The 22,215-nt window shown below is 74.0% G+C and carries 19 protein-coding genes; 11 read left to right on the top strand and 8 right to left on the bottom strand.

Translation table 11 applies throughout. The annotated features are described in order from the left end of the window. Nucleotides 1–12: 12 nt before the first annotated feature. Together AB0K17_RS06440 and AB0K17_RS06435 are read left to right on the top strand one after the other, a co-directional pair. The gene (locus AB0K17_RS06440; protein WP_365968531.1) at nucleotides 13–777 is read left to right on the top strand and encodes an SDR family NAD(P)-dependent oxidoreductase; all 765 of its coding nucleotides are present in this window, start codon (nucleotides 13–15) and stop codon (nucleotides 775–777) included. After that, the gene (locus tag AB0K17_RS06435; RefSeq protein ID WP_365968482.1) at nucleotides 756–1,847 is read left to right on the top strand and encodes a low specificity L-threonine aldolase; all 1,092 of its coding nucleotides are present in this window, start codon (nucleotides 756–758) and stop codon (nucleotides 1,845–1,847) included. Before AB0K17_RS06440 ends, AB0K17_RS06435 begins: the two co-directional genes overlap by 22 nt. Nucleotides 1,848–1,921: 74 nt before the next feature. Here the strand turns inward: AB0K17_RS06435 and AB0K17_RS06430 are convergent, their stop codons facing one another. Continuing rightward, on the bottom strand, nucleotides 1,922–2,650 hold the full coding sequence (locus AB0K17_RS06430; protein WP_365968483.1) for a lysophospholipid acyltransferase family protein: 729 nt from the start codon (nucleotides 2,648–2,650) through the stop codon (nucleotides 1,922–1,924). Nucleotides 2,651–2,885: 235 nt separating this feature from the next. Between AB0K17_RS06430 and AB0K17_RS06425 the strand changes: the two genes are divergently transcribed. The 7 genes from AB0K17_RS06425 to AB0K17_RS06395 all read left to right on the top strand — a co-directional run bounded on the left by AB0K17_RS06425 (nucleotide 2,886) and on the right by AB0K17_RS06395 (nucleotide 8,830). Continuing rightward, nucleotides 2,886–3,200 carry a thioredoxin family protein gene (locus AB0K17_RS06425; RefSeq protein ID WP_365968484.1) on the top strand — a complete coding sequence of 105 codons (315 nt, stop codon included), beginning with the start codon at nucleotides 2,886–2,888 and terminating at the stop codon, nucleotides 3,198–3,200. A gap of 124 nt (nucleotides 3,201–3,324) precedes the next feature. Continuing rightward, complete coding sequence (locus AB0K17_RS06420) at nucleotides 3,325–3,819, top strand: flavin reductase family protein (protein ID WP_365968485.1); 495 nt, start codon at nucleotides 3,325–3,327, stop codon at nucleotides 3,817–3,819. 189 nt (nucleotides 3,820–4,008) lie between these two features. Continuing rightward, on the top strand, nucleotides 4,009–4,797 hold the full coding sequence (locus AB0K17_RS06415; protein WP_365968486.1) for an electron transfer flavoprotein subunit beta/FixA family protein: 789 nt from the start codon (nucleotides 4,009–4,011) through the stop codon (nucleotides 4,795–4,797). Nucleotides 4,798–4,846: 49 nt separating this feature from the next. Continuing rightward, on the top strand, nucleotides 4,847–5,809 hold the full coding sequence (locus AB0K17_RS06410; RefSeq protein ID WP_365982281.1) for an electron transfer flavoprotein subunit alpha/FixB family protein: 963 nt from the start codon (nucleotides 4,847–4,849) through the stop codon (nucleotides 5,807–5,809). 71 nt (nucleotides 5,810–5,880) lie between these two features. After that, complete coding sequence (locus AB0K17_RS06405) at nucleotides 5,881–6,852, top strand: pirin family protein (RefSeq protein WP_365982280.1); 972 nt, start codon at nucleotides 5,881–5,883, stop codon at nucleotides 6,850–6,852. 103 nt (nucleotides 6,853–6,955) lie between these two features. Then, entirely contained in the window at nucleotides 6,956–7,891 is a 936-nt protein-coding gene (locus AB0K17_RS06400; protein ID WP_365982279.1) for a M56 family metallopeptidase, read from the top strand. 237 nt (nucleotides 7,892–8,128) lie between these two features. Then, nucleotides 8,129–8,830 carry an HAD family hydrolase gene (locus tag AB0K17_RS06395; RefSeq protein ID WP_365982278.1) on the top strand — a complete coding sequence of 234 codons (702 nt, stop codon included), beginning with the start codon at nucleotides 8,129–8,131 and terminating at the stop codon, nucleotides 8,828–8,830. A 15-nt stretch (nucleotides 8,831–8,845) separates the two neighbouring features. On the opposite strand, the gene AB0K17_RS06390 is transcribed toward AB0K17_RS06395, so the two are convergent. The 6 genes from AB0K17_RS06390 to AB0K17_RS06365 all read right to left on the bottom strand — a co-directional run bounded on the left by AB0K17_RS06390 (nucleotide 8,846) and on the right by AB0K17_RS06365 (nucleotide 17,944). Continuing rightward, nucleotides 8,846–9,676: an alpha-L-glutamate ligase gene (locus tag AB0K17_RS06390; protein ID WP_365982277.1), complete on the bottom strand. Its 831-nt coding sequence runs from the start codon at nucleotides 9,674–9,676 to the stop codon at nucleotides 8,846–8,848. Beyond that, the gene (locus AB0K17_RS06385; protein WP_365968492.1) at nucleotides 9,673–10,512 is read right to left on the bottom strand and encodes a hypothetical protein; all 840 of its coding nucleotides are present in this window, start codon (nucleotides 10,510–10,512) and stop codon (nucleotides 9,673–9,675) included. The genes AB0K17_RS06390 and AB0K17_RS06385 overlap by 4 nt, the downstream gene beginning before the upstream one ends. A gap of 163 nt (nucleotides 10,513–10,675) precedes the next feature. Then, entirely contained in the window at nucleotides 10,676–11,665 is a 990-nt protein-coding gene (gene meaB, locus AB0K17_RS06380; RefSeq protein WP_365968493.1) for a methylmalonyl Co-A mutase-associated GTPase MeaB, read from the bottom strand. A gap of 4 nt (nucleotides 11,666–11,669) precedes the next feature. After that, entirely contained in the window at nucleotides 11,670–13,871 is a 2,202-nt protein-coding gene (gene scpA, locus AB0K17_RS06375) for a methylmalonyl-CoA mutase (protein ID WP_365968494.1), read from the bottom strand. Beyond that, a complete protein-coding gene (locus tag AB0K17_RS06370) occupies nucleotides 13,871–15,757 on the bottom strand; it encodes a methylmalonyl-CoA mutase family protein (protein WP_365982276.1) in 1,887 nt (628 codons plus the stop codon). Before AB0K17_RS06370 ends, scpA begins: the two co-directional genes overlap by 1 nt. 96 nt (nucleotides 15,758–15,853) lie before the next feature. Beyond that, nucleotides 15,854–17,944: a SpoIIE family protein phosphatase gene (locus tag AB0K17_RS06365; RefSeq protein WP_365982275.1), complete on the bottom strand. Its 2,091-nt coding sequence runs from the start codon at nucleotides 17,942–17,944 to the stop codon at nucleotides 15,854–15,856. Between the two features lie 80 nt (nucleotides 17,945–18,024). On the opposite strand from AB0K17_RS06365, the gene AB0K17_RS06360 reads away from it, so the two are divergent. Next, a complete protein-coding gene (locus AB0K17_RS06360) occupies nucleotides 18,025–19,455 on the top strand; it encodes a lipase maturation factor family protein (protein ID WP_365982274.1) in 1,431 nt (476 codons plus the stop codon). A gap of 150 nt (nucleotides 19,456–19,605) precedes the next feature. Here the strand turns inward: AB0K17_RS06360 and AB0K17_RS06355 are convergent, their stop codons facing one another. Next, nucleotides 19,606–21,012, bottom strand: coding sequence for an FAD-dependent monooxygenase (locus tag AB0K17_RS06355; RefSeq protein WP_365982273.1), 1,407 nt, complete (start codon nucleotides 21,010–21,012; stop codon nucleotides 19,606–19,608). 160 nt (nucleotides 21,013–21,172) lie between these two features. Here AB0K17_RS06355 and AB0K17_RS06350 point away from each other — a divergent pair, with 160 nt between their 5' ends. Beyond that, a complete protein-coding gene (locus AB0K17_RS06350) occupies nucleotides 21,173–22,186 on the top strand; it encodes a PHP domain-containing protein (protein WP_365982272.1) in 1,014 nt (337 codons plus the stop codon). Nucleotides 22,187–22,215 lie beyond the last annotated feature (29 nt).

The raw sequence follows: 22,215 nt of genomic DNA, 5'->3' as shown, positions 1-22,215 counted from the left end.
GAGGCGACGGGCATGAGCACTCCGTCGAACGGCAACGGTGGCCCGCTGGAGGGCGCCGTGGTGGCAGTGGCCGGAGCGGCCGGTGCGGCCGGACGGGCGGTCCTGCTGCGGCTGGCCGAGGCCGGGGCCACCGTCGTGGCCTCCGACGCCGACGCGGCCCGCCTCGCCGAGGCCGTGGACGCCGCCCGGTACGCCCACGGAGGCGCGACCGTGACCGGCGAGACCGTGGACCTGCTCGACCTGGACGGCACCCGTGCCTGGGCGGACCGCACGGAGAAGGAGTTCGGGCGGATCGACGGCCTGATCCACCTCGTGGGCGGCTGGCGCGGCTCGGCGACCTTCGCCGAGACCGACCTGGCCGACTGGGAGCTGCTGGAGAAGCTGCTCATCCGCACCGTCCAGCACACCTCGCTGGCCTTCGAGGGCGCCCTGGCCCGCAGCGGCCGCGGCCGCTACGTGCTGGTCAGCGCCGCGGGCGCGAGCAAGCCCACCGCGGGCAACGCCGCCTACGCGGCCTCCAAGGCCGCCGCCGAGGCCTGGACCCTGGCGCTCGCGGACTCCTTCCGCAAGGCGGGCGGCGAGGGCGAGCCGCCGGCCGCCGCCACCGTCATGGTGGTCAAGGCCCTCGTGCACGACGCCATGCGCGCCGAACGACCCAACGCGAAATTCGCGGGATTCACCGACGTCGCCGACCTGGCCCAGGCCATCGCAGGCGTCTGGGAGAAGCCCGCCCACGAAGTGAACGGAACCCGTCAGTGGCTGACCCCGCAACCGTGATCCCCCCGGCGACCGACGCGATACGCCGGCACGACCCGCAGCTGCGCGGCTTCGCCAGCGACAACTACGCCGGCGCCCACCCGGAGGTCCTCGCGGCCCTCGCCCTCGCCAACGGCGGCCACCAGGTCGCCTACGGCGAGGACGACTACACCGCCCATCTGCAGGAGATCATGCGGGCCCACTTCGGGCCCACCGCCGAGGCCTTCCCGGTGTTCAACGGCACGGGCGCCAACGTCGTCGCCCTGCAGGCCGCCAGCGAGCGCTGGGGGGCGGTGATCTGCGCGCAGAGCGCGCACATCAACGTCGACGAGGGCGGCGCGCCCGAGCGCGTCGGCGGGCTGAAGCTGCTCGCCGTACCCACCGAGCACGGCAAGCTGACGCCGGAGCTGATCGACCGCGAGGCGTGGGGCTGGGACGACGAGCACCGCGCCCAGCCGCAGATCGTCTCGATCACGCAGACCACCGAGCTGGGCACCTGCTACACGCCCGAGGAGATCCGCGAGATCTGCGACCACGCCCACGAGCGGGGCATGAAGGTCCACCTCGACGGTTCGCGGATCGCCAATGCGGCGGCCTCCCTGGGCGTGCCGCTGCGGGCGTTCACCACCGACGCCGGTGTGGACCTGCTCTCCTTCGGCGGGACGAAGAACGGCATGGTCTTCGGCGAGTGCGTCGTCGTCCTCGACCCGGACGCGGTGCGGGCGATGAAGCACCTGCGCAAGCTGTCGATGCAGCTCGCCTCCAAGATGCGCTTCGTCTCGGTGCAGTTCGAGGCGCTGCTGTCGGGCGACCTGTGGCTGCGCAGTGCCTCCCACGCCAACGCCATGGCCGCCCGTCTGGCCGAGGGCGTGCGCGGGATCGAGGGCGTGGAGGTGCTGCACCCGGTGCAGTCCAACGCGGTCTTCGCCCGCCTGCCGCACGACGTGAGCGAGCGGCTGCAGAAGCGCTACCGCTTCTACTTCTGGGACGAGGCGGCCGGCGACGTGCGCTGGATGTGCTCCTTCGACACCACCGAGGCCGACGTGGACGCCTTCACCGCGGCGGTCGCGGAGGAAATGGCCAAGCAGTAGGCGCAAGCGCCCCTGCACCGTACGGGGTGCGGGGTACGTACGGCGACGTACGTACCCCGCACCCCGTCGTCGTATCAGCGGCGCTCGGCCAGGGCGGCCTCGGCCGGCGTGGGGGCCGTGCCGCCCAGGTGGGCGGGCACCCACCAGCTGTCGCCGGGGCCGTCGGCGCGCACCGGATAGGCGCGCTGGGCGGCCTCCAGCAGCTGCTGGACGCGGCCGCGCACCCGGTCGGTGACCTGCTCGGCGGACTCGTCCGCCGCGGCCTCGACCGGCTCGCCCACCCGGATGGTCACCGGGACGTGGTTGCGGCCCAGGTCGCGCTTGCGTCCCTTGGTCCACAGCCGCTGGGTGCCCCACAGCGCCATGGGCACCAGCGGCACCCCGGCCTCCTGGGCCAGCCGTGCCGCGCCCGTCTTGAAGTTCTTCAGCGTGAAGGACGTGGAGATCGTCGCCTCGGGGAAGACCCCGACGACCTCGCCGGAGCGCAGCGCGGACAGCGCGTGGCGGTAGGCGTCGGCGCCCGCGGCGCGGTCGACGGGTATGTGCTTCATGGCCCGCATGAGCGGCCCGGAGACCTTGTGACGGAAGACCTGCTCCTTGGCCATGAAGCGCACCAGGCGCCCCGCCGGCCGCGCGGCCAGCCCGCAGAAGACGAAGTCGAGGTAGCCGATGTGGTTGCTCACCAGCACGGCCCCGCCGCGCTGCGGGACGTGCTCGCTGCCCTGGATGTCGAAACGCAGGTCCAAGGCCTTGAACATGGTGCGCGCGAATCCGATCACCGGGGGGTAGACGAGCTCTGCCATATCGGGAAGATCCTTCCGGCCCGGGGAGGGTGCTCCCGGTTGAGATGCTGAAGTTACGCGGACGTAGGGTCTGGCTTTCGCCAGATCGTGCCCGAATGGGCACGCGCCGATCCAGCTGGGAGACCGGGCGGGGGTGGAGATCCTCGTCACGTCGGGAAATTTCCCGGTTACGGCGGGCGCTGACGCGAGGGCAACGGGCGCCGATGACACGGCGGGGACGACGAAGGAGCACACGATGCAGCCGACGCGGCTGAGCGGGGCCGAACTCGGCGCGCGCCTGGGCGAGCGGGCGACGCTCGTGCAGTTCTCCAGCGCCTTCTGCCAACCGTGCCGGGCCACCCGGCGGGTGCTCGCGGACGTGGCCGCCATGGTCGAGGGCGTGGCGCACGTCGAGATCGACGCGGAGTCCCGCCTGGAACTGGTGCGCGCGCTGGAGGTGACCGCCACCCCGACCACCCTCGTCCTGGACGCAGGCGGCCGCGTGGTGCGCCGGGCCGCCGGGCAGCCGCGCCGGGCCGACGTCGTCGCCGCGCTCGGCGCGGCGATGTGACGGCATCGAGGTCACGCGGCGTGATCCACCTCCCACCCGTAGGCCCTCGCTTGACGCCGCACGGCGTCGATCGTCACTGTGACGCCATGCCGCCCGGGCCCCTTCGGAAGGACACCACAACTCCATGACGGCCTCCCCCGCCGACCTCGGCAGCCCCGAGCTGCTGCGCTCGGTCTTCCGCCGGCACGCGGCCGGCGTCGCGGTGATCACCGCACAGGGTGCCCGCCCGGCCGGCTTCACCGCGACCTCCCTGACCTCCGTCGCCGCCGAACCGCCCCTGGTCTCCTTCGGGGTGGGCACCGGCTCCTCCAGCTGGCCGGTGCTGGCCGGGGCCGAGCATGTGGGCGTGCACATACTGGGAGAGCACCAGCAGCAGCTCGCCACCACCTTCGCGCGCAGCGGCGCGGACCGTTTCGCCCCGCCCACCCGCTGGCGGCCGGGGCCGCACGGGGTGCCGGTGCTGGAGGACGTCCTGGCGTGGCTGGTGTGCCGGGTGGTGGCCCGGGTGCCCGCCGGAGACCACCGCCTGGTGCTGGCCGAGGTGGTGGCCGGGGATCCCACGGGCGACGGCCGGCCCCTGCTGTACCACCAGGGGCGTTTCAACGCATTGCGCGACTGAGGCGTCCCCGTCTCACGCGTTGGGCAGATCACAGTGGACCGGCCTTGCGTTCGGTCACCACGCTCGATGTACTGACGAGTAACATTCTGGTCGGAGCGAGGACGCCGCCGACCGGGATCCCGCCCCACCAGGCGCCTATGCTGCCTGTCAAGGCAGCTTTGATAGAGACGATGCAGTAGGAGAGCCGGCGTGAGCTTGAGGATCGTTGTCTGTGTGAAGTACGTGCCCGACGCCACCGGCGACCGGCACTTCGCCGAAGACCTGACCGTCGACCGCGACGACGTGGACGGCCTGCTCTCGGAGCTCGACGAGTACGCGGTCGAGCAGGCGCTGCAGATCAAGGAGGCGGCCGACGGCGAGGCGGAGATCACCGTCCTGACCATCGGTCCCGAGGACGCGAACGACGCGCTGCGCAAGGCGCTGTCGATGGGCGCCGACAAGGCCGTCCACGTCGAGGACGACGACCTGCACGGCACCGACGCGCTCGGCACCTCCCTGGTGCTGGCCAAGGCCGTCGAGAAGACCGGCTTCGACCTGGTGATCAGCGGCATGGCCTCCACCGACGGCGGCATGGGCGTGCTGCCGGCGATGCTCGCCGAGCGCCTGGGCGTCCCGCAGGTCACCCTGCTCTCCGAGGTCGCCGTGGCCGACGGCAAGGTCACCGGCCGCCGCGACGGCGACGCCGCCAGCGAGCAGCTGGAGGCCGCCCTGCCGGCCGTCGTCTCCGTCACCGACCAGTCGGGCGAGGCACGCTACCCGTCCTTCAAGGGCATCATGGCCGCCAAGAAGAAGCCGGTGGAGTCCCTGGACCTGTCCGACCTGGACATCGAGGCGGACGAGGTCGGCCTGGAGGGCGCCTCGACCGCGGTCGACGAGGCCGCGGAGCGCCCGGCCCGCACGGCCGGCACCATCGTCACGGACGAGGGCGAGGGCGGCAAGCAGCTCGCCGAGTTCCTCGCGGGCCAGAAGTTCATCTGAGCCGCGCCGTCCCCTTCCCGTCCTCGTTTCCCCGCAGGAGAGCAACGCCATGGCTGAAGTCCTCGTCTACGTCGACCACGTGGACGGCGCCGTCCGCAAGCCCACCCTGGAGCTGCTGACGCTCGCCCGCCGCATCGGCGAGCCCGTCGCCGTGCACCTGGGCGCCGGTGCCGACGCCGCCGCCGCGACCCTCGCCGAGTACGGCGCGGTCAAGGTCCTCACCGCCGACGCCCCCGAGTTCGCCGACTACCTCGTCGTGCCCAAGGTCGACGCCCTGCAGGCGGCCTACGAGGCCGTCTCCCCCGCCGCCGTGCTGATCCCCTCCTCCGCCGAGGGCAAGGAGATCGCCGGGCGCCTCGCGGTGCGCATCGGCTCGGGCATCATCACCGACGCCGTCGACCTGGAGGCCGGCGACGAGGGCCCGGTGGCCACGCAGTCGGTCTTCGCCGCCTCGTACACCACCAGGTCCCGCGTCACCAAGGGCACCCCGGTCATCACCGTCAAGCCCAACTCGGCCGCCCCCGAGGCCGCCCCGGCCGCCGGCGCCGTCGAGCAGCTGGCCGTGAGCTTCGGCGAGCTGGCCACCGGCACCAAGGTCGTCTCCCGCACCCCGCGCGAGTCGACCGGCCGCCCCGAGCTGACCGAGGCCGCGATCGTGGTCTCCGGCGGCCGCGGCGTCAACGGCGCCGAGAACTTCGGGATCATCGAGTCCCTCGCCGACTCCCTCGGCGCGGCCGTCGGCGCCTCCCGCGCCGCCGTCGACGCCGGCTGGTACCCGCACACCAACCAGGTCGGCCAGACCGGCAAGTCCGTCTCGCCGCAGCTGTACATCGCGGCGGGCATCTCCGGCGCCATCCAGCACCGGGCCGGCATGCAGACCTCGAAGACCATCGTGGCCATCAACAAGGACTCCGAGGCCCCGATCTTCGAGCTCGCCGACTACGGCGTCGTGGGCGACCTGTTCGAGGTCGTCCCGCAGCTGACGGAAGAGGTCAAGTCCCGCAAGGGCTGATCCCGCCTCCTTCCCAGGGCCCCCGCTCCGGCTTCCGCCGGGCGGGGGCCTTCGCGTGGCACAGTGTGCTCATGAGCAACCTCGACCTGCGCCCCGTCCCCACCCCCTGCGGCGGCCGCGGTGACGTACCGGGCGGTCCCGTGCGGGAGTTGCTGCCCGCCAAGCGCATGCCGCTGGGCGAGAGCACCGTCGTGCGCCGGCTGCTGCCCAGCATGGGCCGGCGCATGGTCGGGGCGTGGTGCTTCGTCGACCACTACGGGCCCGACGACATCGCGGACGAGCCCGGCATGCAGGTCCCGCCACACCCCCACATCGGCCTGCAGACCGTCAGCTGGCTGCACGACGGCGAGATCCTGCACCGCGACAGCCTGGGCAGCGCGCAGACGCTGCGGCCGGGGCAGCTGGGGCTGATGACGTCGGGGCGCGGCATCGCCCACTCGGAGGAGTCGCCGCGCGAGCACGCCCCGCTGCTGCACGGGGCGCAGCTGTGGGTGGCGCTGCCCGAGGCGCACCGGCACACCGCGCCCGCCTGGGAACACCACGCCGAGCTGCCGCGGGTGACGGGCGGCAACGGCCTGACCGCCACCGTGCTCATGGGCGAGCTGGCCGGCGTGGCCTCGCCCGCCACCGCGTACACCCCCCTCGTCGGCGCGGACGTCGCCCTCGCGGCCGGCACGTCGGCCCGGCTGCCGGTCGACCCCGACTTCGAGTACGCGGTGCTGACGATGTCCGGCGAGGCCGAGGTCGACGGTGTACGACCGGCCCCCGGATCGATGCTGTACCTGGGGTGCGGGCGCACGGAACTGCCGCTGCGGGCCACGGTGGACAGCGCGTTCATGCTGCTGGGCGGCGAGCCGTTCGAGGAGCGGATCGTGATGTGGTGGAACTTCGTGGGCCGCGGCCACGACGAGATCGTGCGGGCGCGCGAGGAGTGGATGGCCGGCCCCGCGCGCTTCGGCGAGGTGCACGGCTACGAGGGTGCGCGCCTCGCCGCCCCCGCCCTGCCGCCCGTCCCCCTCAAGCCCCGCGGGCGCGTGCGCTGAGACCGGCCGCCCCGGCGTGGGCGGGACCACTGCGCGCGGGGCCGCCCGGCCACTAGGGTCGCAGCAGGCACCCATCACTTCGGTCCGGGGGGTACACACGCCCATGATGGTCCCGCTCGCGCTGCTGCTCCTGGCCGCCCTCGTCGCGGCCCTGGCCCCGCGCGTCCTGACCCGCGCCGACTGGCCCGCCCGCGAACCGGTGCTGGCGCTGTGGGTGTGGCAATGCGCGGTGGCCGCCGTCCTGTTGTGCTGCGCGCTCGCGATGTCGCTCAGCGCGGCCGCCGCCTGGGAGGCGGTGCGCGGCCACGTCTTCGCCCCGGCGCCGCACGGGGTGATGGAGGCCTACGCCCTGGGCGTGTACGGCTCCTGGGCCGCACCCCTGGCCATCTCGCTGGCCGCCGGCGCCCTGTGGACGGCGGCGATGCTCACCCGCGAGGTGCGCCGGGCCCGGCGCCGCCGGCGGCACGCGGCACTGCGGGTGCGCTCGCCGCGGCTGCCGGGCGAACCACGCGGCGGTGAGCGCCTGGTGGTGCTGGAGAGCGACCGTCCGGACGCCTGGCTGCTGCGCGGCGGCGCCGCACCCCGGCTGGTGATCACCACCGCGGCGCTGCGCCGGCTGGACGGCTCGCAGCTGGACGCCGTGCTCGCCCACGAACAGGGCCACGCCCGGGCCCGCCACGACTGGCTGCTGCACTGCTCGGCCGCACTGGCGGACGGCTTCCCGCAGGTGCCGGTCTTCGCGGCCTTCCGCGACCAGGTGCACCACCTGGTCGAGCTCGCGGCGGACGACTGCGCCTCCCGCCGCACGGGCCGGCTGGCGACCGCCCTCGCCCTGGTCGAACTCAACGAGGACCGCGGTGTCTTCGGCCCCGGCGCCTCCGGCCTGTCCCGGCTGCCCGACCGTGTCGACCGCCTGCTGGCACCCGCGCCCCGGCTGACGGTGCCGCAACGGCTGCGGCTGACGGCGGTGGCCTCACTGGTGCCGTTCGTCCCCGTGCTGGTGACCTTCGTCCCCGGCTTGAGCGCCCTTCGCGGCTAGGCCGTGTCCGGCGGATCATGCAGTGCCCCGTCTGCGGGTGCATCGTGGCTTGTCGCGCAGTTCCCCGCGCCCCTGACGGGGCACTGCACCAGCCACGGCGCCCCGTAGGGGCGCGGGGCAGTGCCGGTGTGCGGCTGCCGCCGCGTGGTCGCGATCGGCCACCGACGGCCCGCAGTCGACGCACTGCCCCGCGATGAAGACCCGCCGGACACCCTGGGCTCATGGCACAGTGGTGCCATGAGCCACCCCAAGGGCGTTCTCTTCGACTTCTCCGGCACCCTGTTGTGCATCGAGTCGACGGCGTCGTGGCTGCGCGCCGCGCTGGAGCGGACGGGGACCACCTTGCCGGAGGACGGGTTCGAGGAGCTCGTGCGCCGTCTGCAGGAGGCAGGCGCACAACCGGGCGGACCGCTGCCGGCCGAGGTGCCCGACGAGCTCGCCGCCGTGTGGGCGCGGCGCGACAGCAGCGCCGAGGAGCACCGGGCCGCCTACTTCGCGATGGCGAGCCGCGTGCCGATGCCGGTGCCGGGGCTGTACGAGGTGCTGTACGCGCGGCACATGGAGCCCGGCGCGTGGCGGCCGTACGCCGACGCCGCCGCGGTGCTCGGCGAGCTGCGCCGGCGCGGTGTGCGGACCGCCGTGGTCAGCAACGTGGGCTGGGACCTGCGGCCCGTCTTCCGCGAACACGGCCTGGACCCGCTGGTGGAGGCCTACGTGCTGTCGTACGAGCACGGCGTGCAGAAGCCCGACCCCCGCCTGTTCCACACGGCCTGTGAGGCGCTGGGGCTACCGCCGCAGGAGGTGCTCATGGTCGGTGACGACGCGGTCAACGACGGCGGGGCGGCCCGCATCGGCTGCGCGGTGCACCTGGTGGAGCACCTCCCGGTCGACCGGCGTCCCGACGCCCTGCTGCCGGTGCTCGACACGGTGGGCGGCTGACCGCTGCGCGGGCCGTCAGGGGCTGACCGCCGGCACGCGGGGCCCGCGGCTGCCGGTGGCCGTGCGCAGGGCCAGGGCGGCCAGTGCGTGGGGGGCGCCCTGCTGGCCGCGGATGCCGGGGAAGGCGTTGATGTCGACGATCACCGGCTGTCCGCCGGCGTCCAGCAGGTCCACGCCGTAGACGTCCAGCGCGAAGACCTCGCCCACCCGGCGCACCACCTCCAGCCACCCCGGCGGCAGGTCCGCCGGGGGAAAGGAGCGGGTGCGCGGGCCGGGGACGGGCGGGGCCAGCTCCGAGCGGCGCAGGGCGGCGAAGATCTCGTCCGCGACCACCCACAGCTTGTGGTCCCAGCCGTCGTTGGGGGTGAAGGGCTGGACGACGACGGGCTCCCCCGGCCACTGCCCGGCCAGCTCCGCGAGACGCTCCGGGCCGTCGACGAGGGCGACCAGGTCGCCGCGGCGGCTGTGCCGGCTCTTGACGACCACCGGGTCGCCGGGCCCGCCGGCCGCGGCGAACCCCGCCAGCGAGGGCTCGGTGCGGGTGGTCACGAACGGCAGCCCGGCGCGCAGCGCGACCTCCGCCATGGCGGTGCGGTCCTGGCACAGCTCGGTGGCCGAGGCGGAATTGATGACGGGGGCGCCGTGCGTCTCCAGGTGGCGGGCCAGCTCCAGGGCGCGCGGTGTGCGGGTCTTGAGCAGGTAGACGTCGGCGAGCCCGGCCGGCTCCGGCAGGCCCTCGTAGGTGCCCGGGTCGAGCCACTCCACCTCGTGGCGGGGGGTCAGCAGGGCCGTGGTCTCGGCGAGCAGCGGGTGCGTCGGGTCGGGGGTGAGCAGGCATATCCTCATGCGAGGCCGCCGGCCGCGTGCGTGAGGGGTGCGGCATCCGTGCGTGCCGCGAGGCGCAGCACGGCCCGGGAGACCTTGGCGACGGCGTCCGGCACCTGGCGGAAGCTGGGGAAGTCGTTGACGTCCACGACCACGGGCCCGTCGGGGCCCAGCACGATGTCCACGCCGTACAGGTCGAGGCCGTACGCCTCGCCGACCGCGGCGGCGACGGCGGCGATTGCGGGCGGCAGCGGCACGGTGCGCTCGTGGGCCGGGCGGTCCGGGTGCAGGGGGCTGCGGCGCTCGGTGCCGTGGAACTCGCCGTCGACGCAGTAGACCTTGAGATCGGTGCCGGAGTTGGCCACGTAGGGCTGGGCGATGAGCAGGGATCCGGTGGCCGTGGGCAGCAGCTGGTCGGGGGATGCCACGAGCCGTACGGCGCGGCCCGAACTGCCGTCGGCCGGCTTGACGACCAGCGGGAACAGCGACTCGGGCAGCTCGGCGAACTGCCGGGCGTCCGCCGCGGCGAACGTCGGCGGCACCGGCAGTCCGTGGGCCTCCGCCACGACCGCGGCCCGCACCTTGTCGCGCACGGCACGGATCGAACGGGCGTCGTTGACGGTCACCACACCCACGGCCGCGGCGGCTTCGAGAAGGCTCAGCCCCGGACCGCCGGAGACCGTCTTGAGCACCCATGCGTCGTGCTGCCCGGTTCGTACCGCTTCGGAAAGGGGAACCAGGGAGCTGCCGGGGCGCAGCACGTCCACGTGATGCCCCCAGGCAGTGAGTTGGCGGATGACGTCCACCGGCATGCCGTCGTGCCGGTACTGCTCCTCCACCAGGAAGCAGAGTCTCATGTGGTGCACCCTCGGTCCGGCGAACTGTGACGGCTCAGGATGCCACGTTCGGCCGGGGGCCGGACCCGGGGGTGGAGCGGGCCGTGCGGCCCGGCCGGCGTTCGGGGCCACCGGGCGAAGCGCGGTCCCGGGGCTCCGAGGGGCAAAGCCCCGGGGCGGGGCTCTACTCCTCGCCCCGGAACGCCCGCAGGAGGCGCTGGGCCGCGGTGCTGGCGGGGAGGGTGCCCGCCGCGACCTCGCGCTCCAGTTCCGGCGCCAGCGTCCGTACGCCCTCGTGTTGCCGCAGTTCCGTCAGGAGTTGGTCGCGGACCATGCTCCAGACCCACTCCACCTGCTGCCCCTGGCGGCGCGCGGCCAGCGCGCCCGTGGCGTCCAGGACCCGGCGGTGCTGTTCGATGCGCTCCCACAGCACGTCCAGGCCCGCGCCCTCGCGGCCGCTGCAGGTGAGGACGGGCGCGTTCCAGGCGGCGTCGGGGCCGTGCAGCAGCCGCAGGGCGCCCGCCAGTTCGCGTGCCGCGGCCTTCGCGTCGCGTTCGTGCGGTCCGTCGGCCTTGTTGACGGCGATGACGTCGGCCAGTTCCAGGACGCCCTTCTTGATGCCCTGGAGCTGGTCGCCGGTGCGGGCGAGGGTCAGGAGCAGGAAGGTGTCGACCATGCCGGCGACGGCCGTCTCGGACTGCCCGACTCCGACCGTTTCGACGAGCACCACGTCGTAGCCGGCGGCCTCCATGACCACCATGGCCTCGCGGGTGGCGCGGGCGACGCCGCCGAGGGTGCCGGCGGTCGGCGAGGGGCGGACGAAGGCGGCGGGGTCGACGGCCAGGCGTTCCATGCGGGTCTTGTCGCCGAGGATGCTGCCGCCGGTGCGCCCGGAGGACGGGTCGACGGCGAGGACGGCGACGCGATGGCCGAGCCCGGTGAGCATGGTGCCGAAGGCATCGATGAAGGTGGACTTGCCGACGCCGGGCACGCCGGTGACGCCGATGCGACGGGCGCGCCCGGCGTGCGGCAGGAGTTCGGTGAGCATGCGCTGGGCGTGCTCGCGGTGGTCGCCGCGGCTGGACTCGACGAGGGTGATGGCGCGCGCGACGGCGGCCCGCCTGCCGTCGAGAACGCCCTTGACGTAGGCGTCGGTGTCTATCGCGCGGGCCATGCGATCACAGCTCGTGGCCGAGGACCCCGGCGAGGGTCTTCAGCAGGTCGTGGGCGGCATCGGGGATGACCGTGCCGGGCGGGAAGACCGCGGCGGCGCCCATCTCCAGCAGGGTCGGCACGTCCTGGGGCGGGATGACGCCGCCCACCACGATCATGATGTCCTCGCGGCCCTGTTCCGCCAGCTCCTCCCGCAGGGCGGGGACGAGCGTGAGGTGGCCGGCGGCCAGCGAGGAGACGCCGACGATGTGCACGTCGGCCTCCACCGCCTGCCGGGCGACCTCGGCGGGGGTCTGGAAGAGGGGGCCGACGTCGACGTCGAAGCCGAGGTCGGCGAAGGCGCTGGCGATGACCTTCTGGCCGCGGTCGTGGCCGTCCTGGCCCATCTTGGCGACCAGGATGCGCGGCCGGCGGCCCTCCTCCTGCTCGAACGCCTCGACCAGGGTGCGGGTGCGTTCGACGGCGGCCGACTGTCCTGCCTCTTCGCGGTACACACCGGAGATCGTACGGATCTGGCCGGCGTGACGTCCGTAGACCTTCTCCAGGGCGTCGGAGATCTCGCCGACGGTGGCCTTGGCGCGGGCGGCGTCGACGGCGAGGGCGAGGAGGTTGCCCTCCAGGCCGGGGCCGGGGCCGGCCGCGGCGGCGTTCGTCAGGGCGCGCAGGGCGTCCTGGCAGGCGGCCTCGTCGCGTTCGGCGCGCAGCCGGCGGAGCTTGTCGATCTGCTGGGCGCGGACGGAGGAGTTGTCGACCTTGAGCACCTCGATCTGCTCGTCGGCCTCGACCCGGTACTTGTTGACGCCGATGACCGGCTGCCGGCCGGAGTCGATACGAGCCTGGGTGCGGGCCGCGGCCTCCTCGACGCGCATCTTGGGGATGCCGGCGTCGATGGCCCGGGCCATGCCGCCGGCGGCCTCGACCTCCTGGATGTGCTGCCAGGCGCGGCGGGCCAGGTCGTGGGTGAGGCGTTCGACGTAGGCGCTGCCGCCCCAGGGGTCGATGACGCGGCAGGTGCCGGACTCCTGCTGCAGCAGCAGCTGGGTGTTGCGGGCGATGCGGGCGGAGAAGTCGGTGGGCAGGGCCAGGGCCTCGTCGAGGGCGTTGGTGTGCAGGGACTGGGTGTGACCCTGGGTGGCGGCCATGGCCTCGACGCAGGTGCGGGCGACGTTGTTGAAGACGTCCTGGGCGGTCAGCGACCAGCCGGAGGTCTGCGAATGGGTGCGCAGCGACAGCGACTTGGTGTTCTTCGGCTCGAACTGTGCGACGAGCCTGGCCCACAGCAGCCGGGCGGCCCGCAGTTTGGCGATCTCCATGAAGAAGTTCATGCCGATCGCCCAGAAGAAGGACAGGCGGGGGGCGAAGGCGTCGACGTCGAGGCCGGCCTCGCGGCCGGCGCGCAGGTACTCCACGCCGTCGGCGAGGGTGTAGGCGAGCTCGAGGTCGGCCGTGGCGCCGGCTTCCTGGATGTGGTAGCCGGAGATGGAGATGGAGTTGTAGCGCGGCATCCTCTGCGAGGTGTACGCGAAGATGTCGGAGATGATCCGCATCGAGGGCCGGGGCGGGTAGATGTAGGTGTTGCGGACCATGAACTCCTTGAGGATGTCGTTCTGGATGGTCCCGGCCAGCTTCTCGGGCGGTACGCCCTGTTCCTCGGCGGCGACGATGTACAGCGCGAGGACGGGCAGCACGGCGCCGTTCATCGTCATGGAGACGGTCATGCGGTCCAGCGGGATGCCGTCGAACAGCTGCCGCATGTCGTAGATGGAGTCGATGGCGACGCCGGCCATGCCCACGTCGCCGGTCACGCGCGGGTGGTCGCTGTCGTAGCCGCGGTGGGTGGGCAGGTCGAAGGCGACGGACAGGCCCTTCTGGCCGGCCGCGAGGTTGCGGCGGTAGAAGGCGTTGGACTCCTCGGCCGTGGAGAAGCCGGCGTACTGCCGGATGGTCCAGGGCTGGTTGACGTACATCGTCGGGTAGGGGCCGCGCAGGTAGGGCGCGATGCCCGGGTAGGTGCCGAGGAAGTCCAGGCCGGCGAGGTCCTCGTCGGTGTAGAGCGGCTTGACGCCGATGCCCTCGGGGGTCTCCCACACCAGGTCCTCGGCCCGGTGGCCGGTGCTCTCCTTCAGGGCCGAGCGCCAGGCGGCGGCGTCGGCCGGGCCGTCGCCGGGGGTGCCCAGGTCGATGCGGGAGAAGTCCGGAATGCGCATCACGCCACTCCCAGGTGGTCCAGGACGGAGGACAGGACGGCGACGGCGTCGCCGCCGGCGAAGACGAACGCGTCGATGCCGGCCCGTTCGAAGGATTCCCGCTGGTCGCCGGAGGCCTTCCCCGCGAGGTGCACGCGGGTGGCGCCGGCCGCCCTGAGGGCGGCGGCGACGGCGGGGGCCTGCTCGGCGTAGAGGGCGTCGCTGGAGCACAGGCAGGCGACGGTGGTGCCGCTGTCCGCCAGGGCGCCGGCGGCCGTGTCGGCGTCGACGGCGGCCTGGACGGGTTCGATGCCGCCGGCCTGGAAGAGGTTGGCGGCGAAGGTGGCGCGCCCGGTGTGCGCGGCGGCGGGGCCGAGGGTGGCGAGCAGGACGCGCGGGCGGGCGCCGGTGGCGGCGAGGTGGGCGTCGGAGCGGGCCCGCAGGGCCTCGTATGCCTCGTCGCGGCGCACCCGGGGCAGGCCGCCGGCGGGGGCGGCGGGAGCGGGCTCCCGGTGGACGGGCTGCTCGGCGAGGTGCGGGAACTCGCTGACGCCGGTAACCGGTTCGCGGCGGGTGGCCAGGCGCCGGGAGCGCTCCTCCCAGGTGGCGGCGAGGCGTTCGCCGACCAGCCCGGAGCGCAGTGCGGCGGCCTGGCCGCCGGCGCTTTCGAGTTCCTGGAAGAAGGTCCAGGCGGCGTGGGCGAGTTCGTCGGTGAGCCGCTCGACGTACCAGGATCCGCCGGCCGGGTCGGCGACGCGGGCGAGGTGGGACTCCTCCAGCAGGATCGACGAGGTGTTGCGGGCGATGCGGCGGGCGAAGGCGTCGGGCAGGCCGAGGGCCTGATCGAAGGGCAGGACGGTCACCGCCTCCGCGCCGCCGACGCCCGCGGCCAGGCATGCGATGGTGGTGCGCAGCATGTTCACCCACGGGTCGCGGCGTGTCATCATCACCGGGGAGGTCACGGCATGCTGGCGCTGGGCGCCGGCGGCTGGCGCGGCGCCGCTGACCTCGGCGACGCGCGCCCACAGACGGCGTGCGGCGCGCAGTTTGGCGATGGTCACGAACTGGTCGGCGGTGGCCGCGTAGCGGAACTCCAGCTGGGCCAGTGCCTGCTCGACGCCGAGGCCGGCGTCGGTGAGGGCGCGCAGGTAGGCGACGCCGGTGGCCAGGGAGCAGCCCAGTTCCTGGGCTGGGGACGCGCCGGCCTCGTGGTAGGGCAGTGCGTCGACGGTCAGGGCGCGCACGCCGGGACGGGTCGTCAGGCACCGTTCGGCGAGGGCGGCGGCGGCCGCGAGGGGGCCGGTGGGGTCGGCGTCGGTGCCGGTGCGGGCGAGGGTGCCCAGCGGGTCGGCGCCGAGGTTGCCGCGCGGGGCCCCGGGGGCCAGGCCGCGCTCGTCGTACAGGCGCAGCAGCTGCCCGGCCGCGGCCTCGAACTCGGCTCCGGCGTCGAGGACGACGGGGGCGAGGTCGAGGTAGACGCCGTCGAGGGCGGTGGGCAGGGCCTCGACGGGCAGATGCGCTCCGCCGGTGGCGAGCCACAGGCTGGTGACGCCGTTCTCCAGGTCGGCGAGGACGGCCTCGTTGGTGCGGCGCGGGTCGGGGTCGCGGTGGTGCTGGCGTACGTCCCAGCCGGTGGTGGTGCCCTCGGGCCGGGCGCCGCGCACGAAGGGCGGGAAGCCGGGCCAGCCGGTGGCGGCGGCCGCGGCGCGGCCGTCGTCCGCGGTGTAGAGGGGGCGCGTGGCCAGCCCGTCCTCGAGGGCGGTGGCCAGGGCGTCCTCGGCAGCCGCGCCCTCCGCCGTACCGCCCGCCTTGGCGAGGACCCCTTGGACGAGGCGCTGCCACTGTTCGCGGGTCGCGGGCGGGAATTCGGCGGCCAGGACGAAGCCGTCATCAGGCAGGACCGTCATGGGGGGAACGTTAGGGGAGCGGGCCCGCCCGGCAGCAGGGGCAACGGCTGTGACCTTGGCCTCTTCCGGGGTGTGGTCGTGTGGTCGCCGCCTGCTTCAGTCGGCGGGCCGGTCCTCCTCGCGGTGTCCGTCGGTCACGACGAACTCGCACCAGACGGATTTTCCGGAACCGCGCGGTTCGACGCCCCAGGTGTCGGCGAGGCGGTCGACGAGCATCAGGCCGCGGCCGGAGACGCCGGATTCGCCCGGTTCCCGGCGGCGGGGCAGGGCGCTGGAGCGGTCCTCGACCTCGACGCGCAGGCGGCGCACGGGCCCGGTGAGCATACGGATCGTCACGACCGCCGCGCCGTCGGTGTGCAGCAGGGCGTTGGTGACCAACTCGTCGGCGACCAGTTCGATTTCGTCGGCGCGTTCGCGGGCGCCCCAGGCCCGCACGGCGGCGCGGATCATGTGCCGGCCGGCGGAGAGGGCCTCGGGGTCGGCGGGGGCGATGTGCTGCTGGAGGCGGCCGCCGCCGCGGGTGGCCGGGCCGTGCCGGCGCAGCAGCAACAGGGCCATGTCGTCCTCGCCGAGCCGTTCGCCCACGTCCTCGCACAGCAGGTCGGCGAGCCCGTCCAGGTCGTAGGGGCCCTTGCGGACGAGGCCGGTCAGGTGCCGCATGCCCTCGTCGAGGTCGGAGCCGGGCTGTTCGACCAGGCCGTCGGTGAACAGCAGCAGCGTCTCGCCCGGGTCCAGTTCCATGGTGGTCACCGGGTAGTCGGGGCGGCCGAACTCGGCGGACAGCCCGAGCGGCAGGCCGCCGGAGACCGGCAGGCGGCGGCAGGTGCCGTCGGTGTGGCGCAGCAGCGGGTCCATGTGGCCGGCGCGGACGAGGTGGACGACTCCGGTGGCCAGGTCGGCCTCGGCGTAGGTGCAGGTGGCGAAGCGGTCGGTCTCCAGTTCGTGGAGGAAGACGGAGGCGCGGGCCATGACGGTGGCGGGGGCGTGGCCCTCGGTGGCGTAGGCGCGCAGCACGATGCGCAGCTGGCCCATGACGGCGGCGGCGTGGGTGTCGTGGCCCTGGACGTCGCCGATGACGGCGCCGACCCGGCCGCCGGGCAGGGGGATCGCGTCGTACCAGTCGCCGCCGATGTCGCGGCCCATGCGGGCCGAGCGGTAGCGGGCGGCGATCTGGGCGCCGGGGACGTCGGGCAGCCGGCGGGGCAGCATGGACTGCTGCAGGCCCTCGGCCAGGTCGTGCTCCTGGTCGAAGAGCATGGCGCGGGCTATGGCCTGGGCGAGGCTGCTGCCGAGGGCGATGAAGAGGTTGCGTTCCTGGCGGGTGAAGCCGCGGGACTCCCGGTAGAGCAGGCCGAGGGCGCCAATCGCCCGGCCCTGGGCGATCAGCGGGAGGTAGGCGGCCGAGGCGATGCCGATGTCCCTGATGCGCTCGTACAGCCAGGGGTAGCAGGTGGCGAACTCCTCCGGGGACTCGATGAAGCGCGGGGCCAGGGTGCGGATCACCTCGCTCATGGGGAAGTTGTCGTCGATGCGGGTGTAGCGGGTGCCGGGGATGAAGTGCTCGGAGGGCCCCTCGGCGACGAGGTGGATGCGGCCGGAGTCGAGCAGGCCGAGGACGAGCAGGTCGGAGCCGAGGTACTCGACGGCGCGCGGGTCCTTGAAGAAGTCGATCACGTCCTGGACGGTGCGGGCGTGGGCGAGAGCGGCGGTAGTGGTCTCGACGACGGTGGTCTGGTGGCGGCGGTCGTCGTCCACTTCGCGCGGGGCGCCGTGGCCCAGTTCCTCGGTGGCGTCGCGCACGATGCCGACGATGCGGCTGGGCCGACCGGCCTCGTCGCGCCGGATGCGCCCTTGCGCGTACGTCCAGCGCAGGCCACCGTCGGGCAGCCGGACCCGGTAGTAGACGCCGTAGATCTCGCTGCCGTCCTTCAGCGCGCGGGCGACCTCGCCGTCCACCCGCATGGCGTCGGTGCGCGGCAGCCGGCCGACGAGCTCGTCGATGTGGCCGTGGAAGACGTCCGGGGACACGCCGAGCACCTCGCGCGCCTGCTCGTCCAGGTGGATGCGGCCGCTGCCGAGGTCCCAGTCGAAGCTGCCCATCCGGTTGAGGGCGAGGGCCGTCTCCGGGCGGGCGGGCCAGTCCTCCGGCGGCGGCACGGCAGGCGTCGTCGCTCCCCGATCAACCATATGAGCAACTTTGCCACCTTTTATCGGTTTCTTCGATGCGACGGTGATCGGCCGGGCGGCCCGGTGGTACGGATACCGGCATGGAGTGGTTCACGGCCGGCGGGTACGGGCTGAGCCGGCTGGTGCTGCAGCGCGGCCTCGCGGCCCTCTACCTGATCGCCTTCCTGGCCGCGGCCCTGCAGTTCCGGGCGCTGATCGGCGAACGGGGGATGCTGCCGGTCCCCCGCTACCTGGCGTACGTCACCTGGCGCCGGGCGCCCAGCGTCTTCCACGCCCACTACTCCGACCGCTTCTTCGCCGCCTGGTCCTGGAGCGGGACACTGCTGTCCGCGGCGGTCGTCGCAGGCGCCGCGGACGCGGTGCCGCTGTGGGCCGCGATGGTGATGTGGGCACTGCTGTGGGCCATGTACCTGTCGATCGTCAACGTGGGCCAGACCTGGTACAGCTTCGGCTGGGAGTCGCTGCTGCTGGAGGCCGGATTCCTCGCCGTCTTCCTCGGCAACGCGCGCACCGACGCCCCGGTGCTCGTGCTGTGGCTGATGCGCTGGCTGGTCTTCCGCGTCGAATTCGGCGCAGGCCTGATCAAACTGCGCGGCGACCCCTGCTGGCGGGACCTGACCTGCCTGTACTACCACCACGAGACCCAGCCCATGCCCGGCCCGCTCAGCTGGTTCTTCCACCACCTGCCCAAGCCGCTGCACCGGGTGGAGACGGGCGCCAACCACGTGGCACAGCTCGTCGTGCCCTTCGGGCTCTTCACCCCCCAGCCGTACGCAAGCGTGGCGGCGGGGCTGATCATCGTCACCCAGCTGTGGCTGGTGGCCTCGGGCAACTTCGCCTGGCTCAACTGGGTGACCATCGTCCTGGCCTTCTCCGCGGTCGACGGCTCGGCCATGGCACAGCTGTTCTCCCTGCCGGAGCCGGCCCCGGCCGGCGGCGCACCGCTGTGGTACGAGGTGCTGGTGCTCGCCGCGGCCGCCCTGGTGGCCGTCCTGAGCTGGTGGCCGGCGCGCAACCTGCTGTCGCGGCAGCAGCGCATGAACATGTCGTTCAACGCCTTCCACCTGGTCAACACGTACGGCGCCTTCGGCAGCATCAACCGCCGCCGCTACGAGGTGGTGGTCGAGGGCACCGACGAGCCGGTGCCGAGCACCACGACCGTCTGGCGGGAGTACGGCTTCAAGGGCAAGCCCGGCGCGCCGGGGCGGCTGCCACGCCAGTACGCCCCGTACCACCTGCGACTCGACTGGCTCATGTGGTTCGCCGGGATCTCACCGGGCTATGCCCGCGACTGGTTCGGCCCCTTCGTCGAACGGCTCCTGACGGCCGACCCGCCGACCCTGCGCCTCCTGCGCCACAACCCCTTCCCCGACACCCCACCGACCCACGTACGGGCCCGGCTGTACCGGTACCGCTTCACGACGTGGCGCGAGCTCCGCGAGACGGGCGCCTGGTGGCACCGCACCCTGCAGGGCGAGTTCCTGCCGCCCACGCGCCTGGCGAAGCCGTAGCGGCCAGGCCGCGGTGCAGCGCCCCGTCAGGGGCGCGGGGAACTGCGCGACAAGCCACGACGCGCCCGCAGATGCGCGCGGCCGCCGCGTCGACTGCAGGCCGCCGGTGGCCGATCGCGCAGTTCCCCGCGCCCCTGACGGGGCGCCCCCTCAGCGGGGCGCCGGGTCGCACGGGTCCGGTTCGGTGGGGGCCAGGCCCGCCAGGGCCAGTTCCGCGGCGGTGATCGGCGGGCCCGCCGGCGGCGCCGTGGTCGGGCCGCGCAGCACCCGCAGCGCCACCGCGGGGGCGAAGACCGCCGGCAGGGGGCGGGAGAGGGACATCACGTCGATCAGCGCCCGCGTCACCACGGGATCCACGGTGGCCGTGCGCATCATTCGCTGCACATAGCCGCGCAGGAGGCGGGCCGCGGCCGGCGGCCGTTCGCCGATGGCGCCGGGGTAGTGCACGTCCTCCCCCACCGCCATGGACCAGGCCGCCTCGGCCGTACGGGCGATCGCCTGCTGCGCCCGGCGCGCGAGCCGCGGGTCGGTCAGGCCGCCGTCGGGCAGGAGCCCGCGCAGGGCCACCGCGGCCATGGCCGCCACCGACATGCCGTGCCCGTAGACCGGGTTGAACGCGGCCAGGGCGTCACCGGTCACGACGAAGCCGCCCGGCCAGGCGCCCAGCCGCTCGAAGTGGCGGCGCTGGTTGACGGTGGAGCGCGTCAGGCGCACGTCGGTCAGCGGCTCGGAGGTGGCGACGAGGTCCGCGATGATCGGGTGGCGCAGGGTGCGGGCGAAGGGCTCGAACTCCTCGTTCACCGCCGTCGGCTCGCCGCCGCGGGTGCCGGAGAGGGTCACCAGCCAGCGGCCGCCCTCGATGGGGTGCATCGCCGCGGCCCGGCCCGGCCGGGAGGTGCCCGGCTCCGGGGCGACGCTGACGACGGGGAAGTCCTCCGAGCCCGGCGGGGCCCGGAAGATCCGGGTGGCATAGACCAGCCCGGAGTCCACCGTGACCTCCCGCACGGGCGGCAGCCCCAGCCCGGTCAGCCACCGCGGCGCCCGCGAGGCCCGGCCGGTGGCGTCGACGACGAAGGCGGCCGCCAGGGACCGCTCCTCGCCCGAGGCCGGCTCCCGCAGCCGTACGCCCGTGACCTGCCGGGCGTCGCCGGTGAGCCCCAGCACCTCGGTCCCCTCCAGGAACCGCACCCCCGGCAGCGCCCGCACCCGTTCGCGGACGACCAGGTCCAGCAGGTCGCGGCTGCAGGCGATCACGTACTGCAGTTCGCTCGTCCGGGGGATCCAGCCCTGTGCCGACAGCGACACCAGCGCCGTCGGCAGCGGCACCCGCCGGCCGCCCGCCGCCAGCCACCCGGCCGTCACGCCCGGCAGCAGCGACTCCATCGCCCGGGCGCCGCCCGACATCAGCAGATGGGCATGGCGGGCCTGCGGCAGGCCCTTGCGCGGCCGGGCCTCCTGCGGCAGTACGTCCCGCTCGACGACCACCACCTCCCCGGCGTGCCCCGCCAGCGCGGCGGCGGCCAGCATGCCCGCCAGGCTGCCGCCCAGGACCACCACCCGGCGGTGCCCCGCATCACCGGGCCCGCGCTGCGCCTTGCTCGTCCCGCTCTCCTCTCGCTGACGGAAACGGCAGGAGTGACCTGCCCGTCCCGGGCACCGGGCGAACACGTGCGTCCGCCCGCCGGGTGCCGCACGGTGGTGGGGTGGAGGTGGTGCGATGGACCCCGTGGAGGCGCTGGAGCGCATCGCGTTCCTGCTGGAGCGCAGCCAGGCTCCCACGTACCGCGTCAAGGCCTTCCGCACGGCCGCAGCCACGCTCGCGGCCCTGCCGGAGGGGGAACTGCGCCGCCGCGCGGACGCGGGGACACTGACGGACCTCAAGGGCGTCGGCCCCAAGACGGCGACCGCGGCGATCGAGGCGCTGCGCGGCGAGGTGCCCGGCTACCTGGCCCGGTTGGAGGAGGAGACCGGCGGTCCGCTCGACGAGGGCGGTCGGGCGCTGCGGGCGGCCCTGCGCGGCGACTGCCACCTGCACTCGGACTGGTCCGACGGGGGCAGCCCGATCGAGGAGATGGCCCGGACCGCCAAGGCGCTCGGCCACGAGTGGGCCGTCCTGACCGACCACTCGCCCCGGCTCACCGTGGCCCGCGGTCTGTCCGCCGAGCGGCTGCGCGAGCAGCTGCAGGTGGTCGCGGAGGTCAACGAGCGCCTCGGTGACGGCTTCCGCCTGCTGACCGGCATCGAGTGCGACATCCTCGACGACGGCTCCCTCGACCAGGAACAGGAACTGCTCGAACAACTGGACGTGGTGGTCGCCTCCGTCCACTCCAAGCTGCGGATGGACGCCGAGAGCATGACCCGGCGCCTGGTCGCCGCCGTCGCCAGCCCGCTGGTGGACGTCCTCGGCCACTGCACCGGCCGGCTGCACGGCGGCCGGGGACGGCCGGAGTCGCAGTTCGACGCCGACATGGTCTTCGCCGCCTGCGCCCGCTTCGGCACCGCCGTCGAGATCAACTCCCGGCCCGAACGACTGGATCCGCCCCGGCGGCTGCTGCGCCGGGCCCTCGACGCCGGCGTGCTGTTCTCCATCGACAGCGACGCCCACGCCCCCGGCCAGCTCGACTGGCAGATCCACGGCTGCGCGCGGGCCGAGGAGTGCGGGATCCCCGCCGACCGCATCATCACCACCTGGCCGATGGACCGCCTGCTGGACTGGACCGGCTCCACGTGACCCCGACGCCCGCCGAACTCCCCCGGATC

Source organism: Streptomyces sp. NPDC049585, from assembly GCF_040675615.1.
GTDB lineage: Bacteria > Actinomycetota > Actinomycetes > Streptomycetales > Streptomycetaceae > Streptomyces > Streptomyces luteosporeus.
Note: the sequence above shows the minus strand (reverse complement) of the source record. Positions and strands in the feature narration are given on the sequence as shown.

What these genes read in the sequence shown, in the direction of transcription:
- AB0K17_RS06400 (WP_365982279.1), top strand. Translation starts at nt 6,956, where the DNA reads ATGATGGTCCCGCTCGCGCTGCTGCTCCTGGCCGCCCTCGTCGCGGCC.
- AB0K17_RS06440 (WP_365968531.1), top strand. Translation starts at nt 13, where the DNA reads ATGAGCACTCCGTCGAACGGCAACGGTGGCCCGCTGGAGGGCGCCGTG.
- AB0K17_RS06350 (WP_365982272.1), top strand. Translation starts at nt 21,173, where the DNA reads ATGGACCCCGTGGAGGCGCTGGAGCGCATCGCGTTCCTGCTGGAGCGC.
- scpA (WP_365968494.1), bottom strand. Translation starts at nt 13,871, where the DNA reads ATGCGCATTCCGGACTTCTCCCGCATCGACCTGGGCACCCCCGGCGAC.
- AB0K17_RS06410 (WP_365982281.1), top strand. Translation starts at nt 4,847, where the DNA reads ATGGCTGAAGTCCTCGTCTACGTCGACCACGTGGACGGCGCCGTCCGC.
- AB0K17_RS06385 (WP_365968492.1), bottom strand. Translation starts at nt 10,512, where the DNA reads ATGAGACTCTGCTTCCTGGTGGAGGAGCAGTACCGGCACGACGGCATG.
- AB0K17_RS06360 (WP_365982274.1), top strand. Translation starts at nt 18,025, where the DNA reads ATGGAGTGGTTCACGGCCGGCGGGTACGGGCTGAGCCGGCTGGTGCTG.
- AB0K17_RS06405 (WP_365982280.1), top strand. Translation starts at nt 5,881, where the DNA reads ATGAGCAACCTCGACCTGCGCCCCGTCCCCACCCCCTGCGGCGGCCGC.
- AB0K17_RS06420 (WP_365968485.1), top strand. Translation starts at nt 3,325, where the DNA reads ATGACGGCCTCCCCCGCCGACCTCGGCAGCCCCGAGCTGCTGCGCTCG.
- AB0K17_RS06365 (WP_365982275.1), bottom strand. Translation starts at nt 17,944, where the DNA reads ATGGTTGATCGGGGAGCGACGACGCCTGCCGTGCCGCCGCCGGAGGAC.
- AB0K17_RS06430 (WP_365968483.1), bottom strand. Translation starts at nt 2,650, where the DNA reads ATGGCAGAGCTCGTCTACCCCCCGGTGATCGGATTCGCGCGCACCATG.
- meaB (WP_365968493.1), bottom strand. Translation starts at nt 11,665, where the DNA reads ATGGCCCGCGCGATAGACACCGACGCCTACGTCAAGGGCGTTCTCGAC.
- AB0K17_RS06425 (WP_365968484.1), top strand. Translation starts at nt 2,886, where the DNA reads ATGCAGCCGACGCGGCTGAGCGGGGCCGAACTCGGCGCGCGCCTGGGC.
- AB0K17_RS06395 (WP_365982278.1), top strand. Translation starts at nt 8,129, where the DNA reads ATGAGCCACCCCAAGGGCGTTCTCTTCGACTTCTCCGGCACCCTGTTG.
- AB0K17_RS06390 (WP_365982277.1), bottom strand. Translation starts at nt 9,676, where the DNA reads ATGAGGATATGCCTGCTCACCCCCGACCCGACGCACCCGCTGCTCGCC.
- AB0K17_RS06370 (WP_365982276.1), bottom strand. Translation starts at nt 15,757, where the DNA reads ATGACGGTCCTGCCTGATGACGGCTTCGTCCTGGCCGCCGAATTCCCG.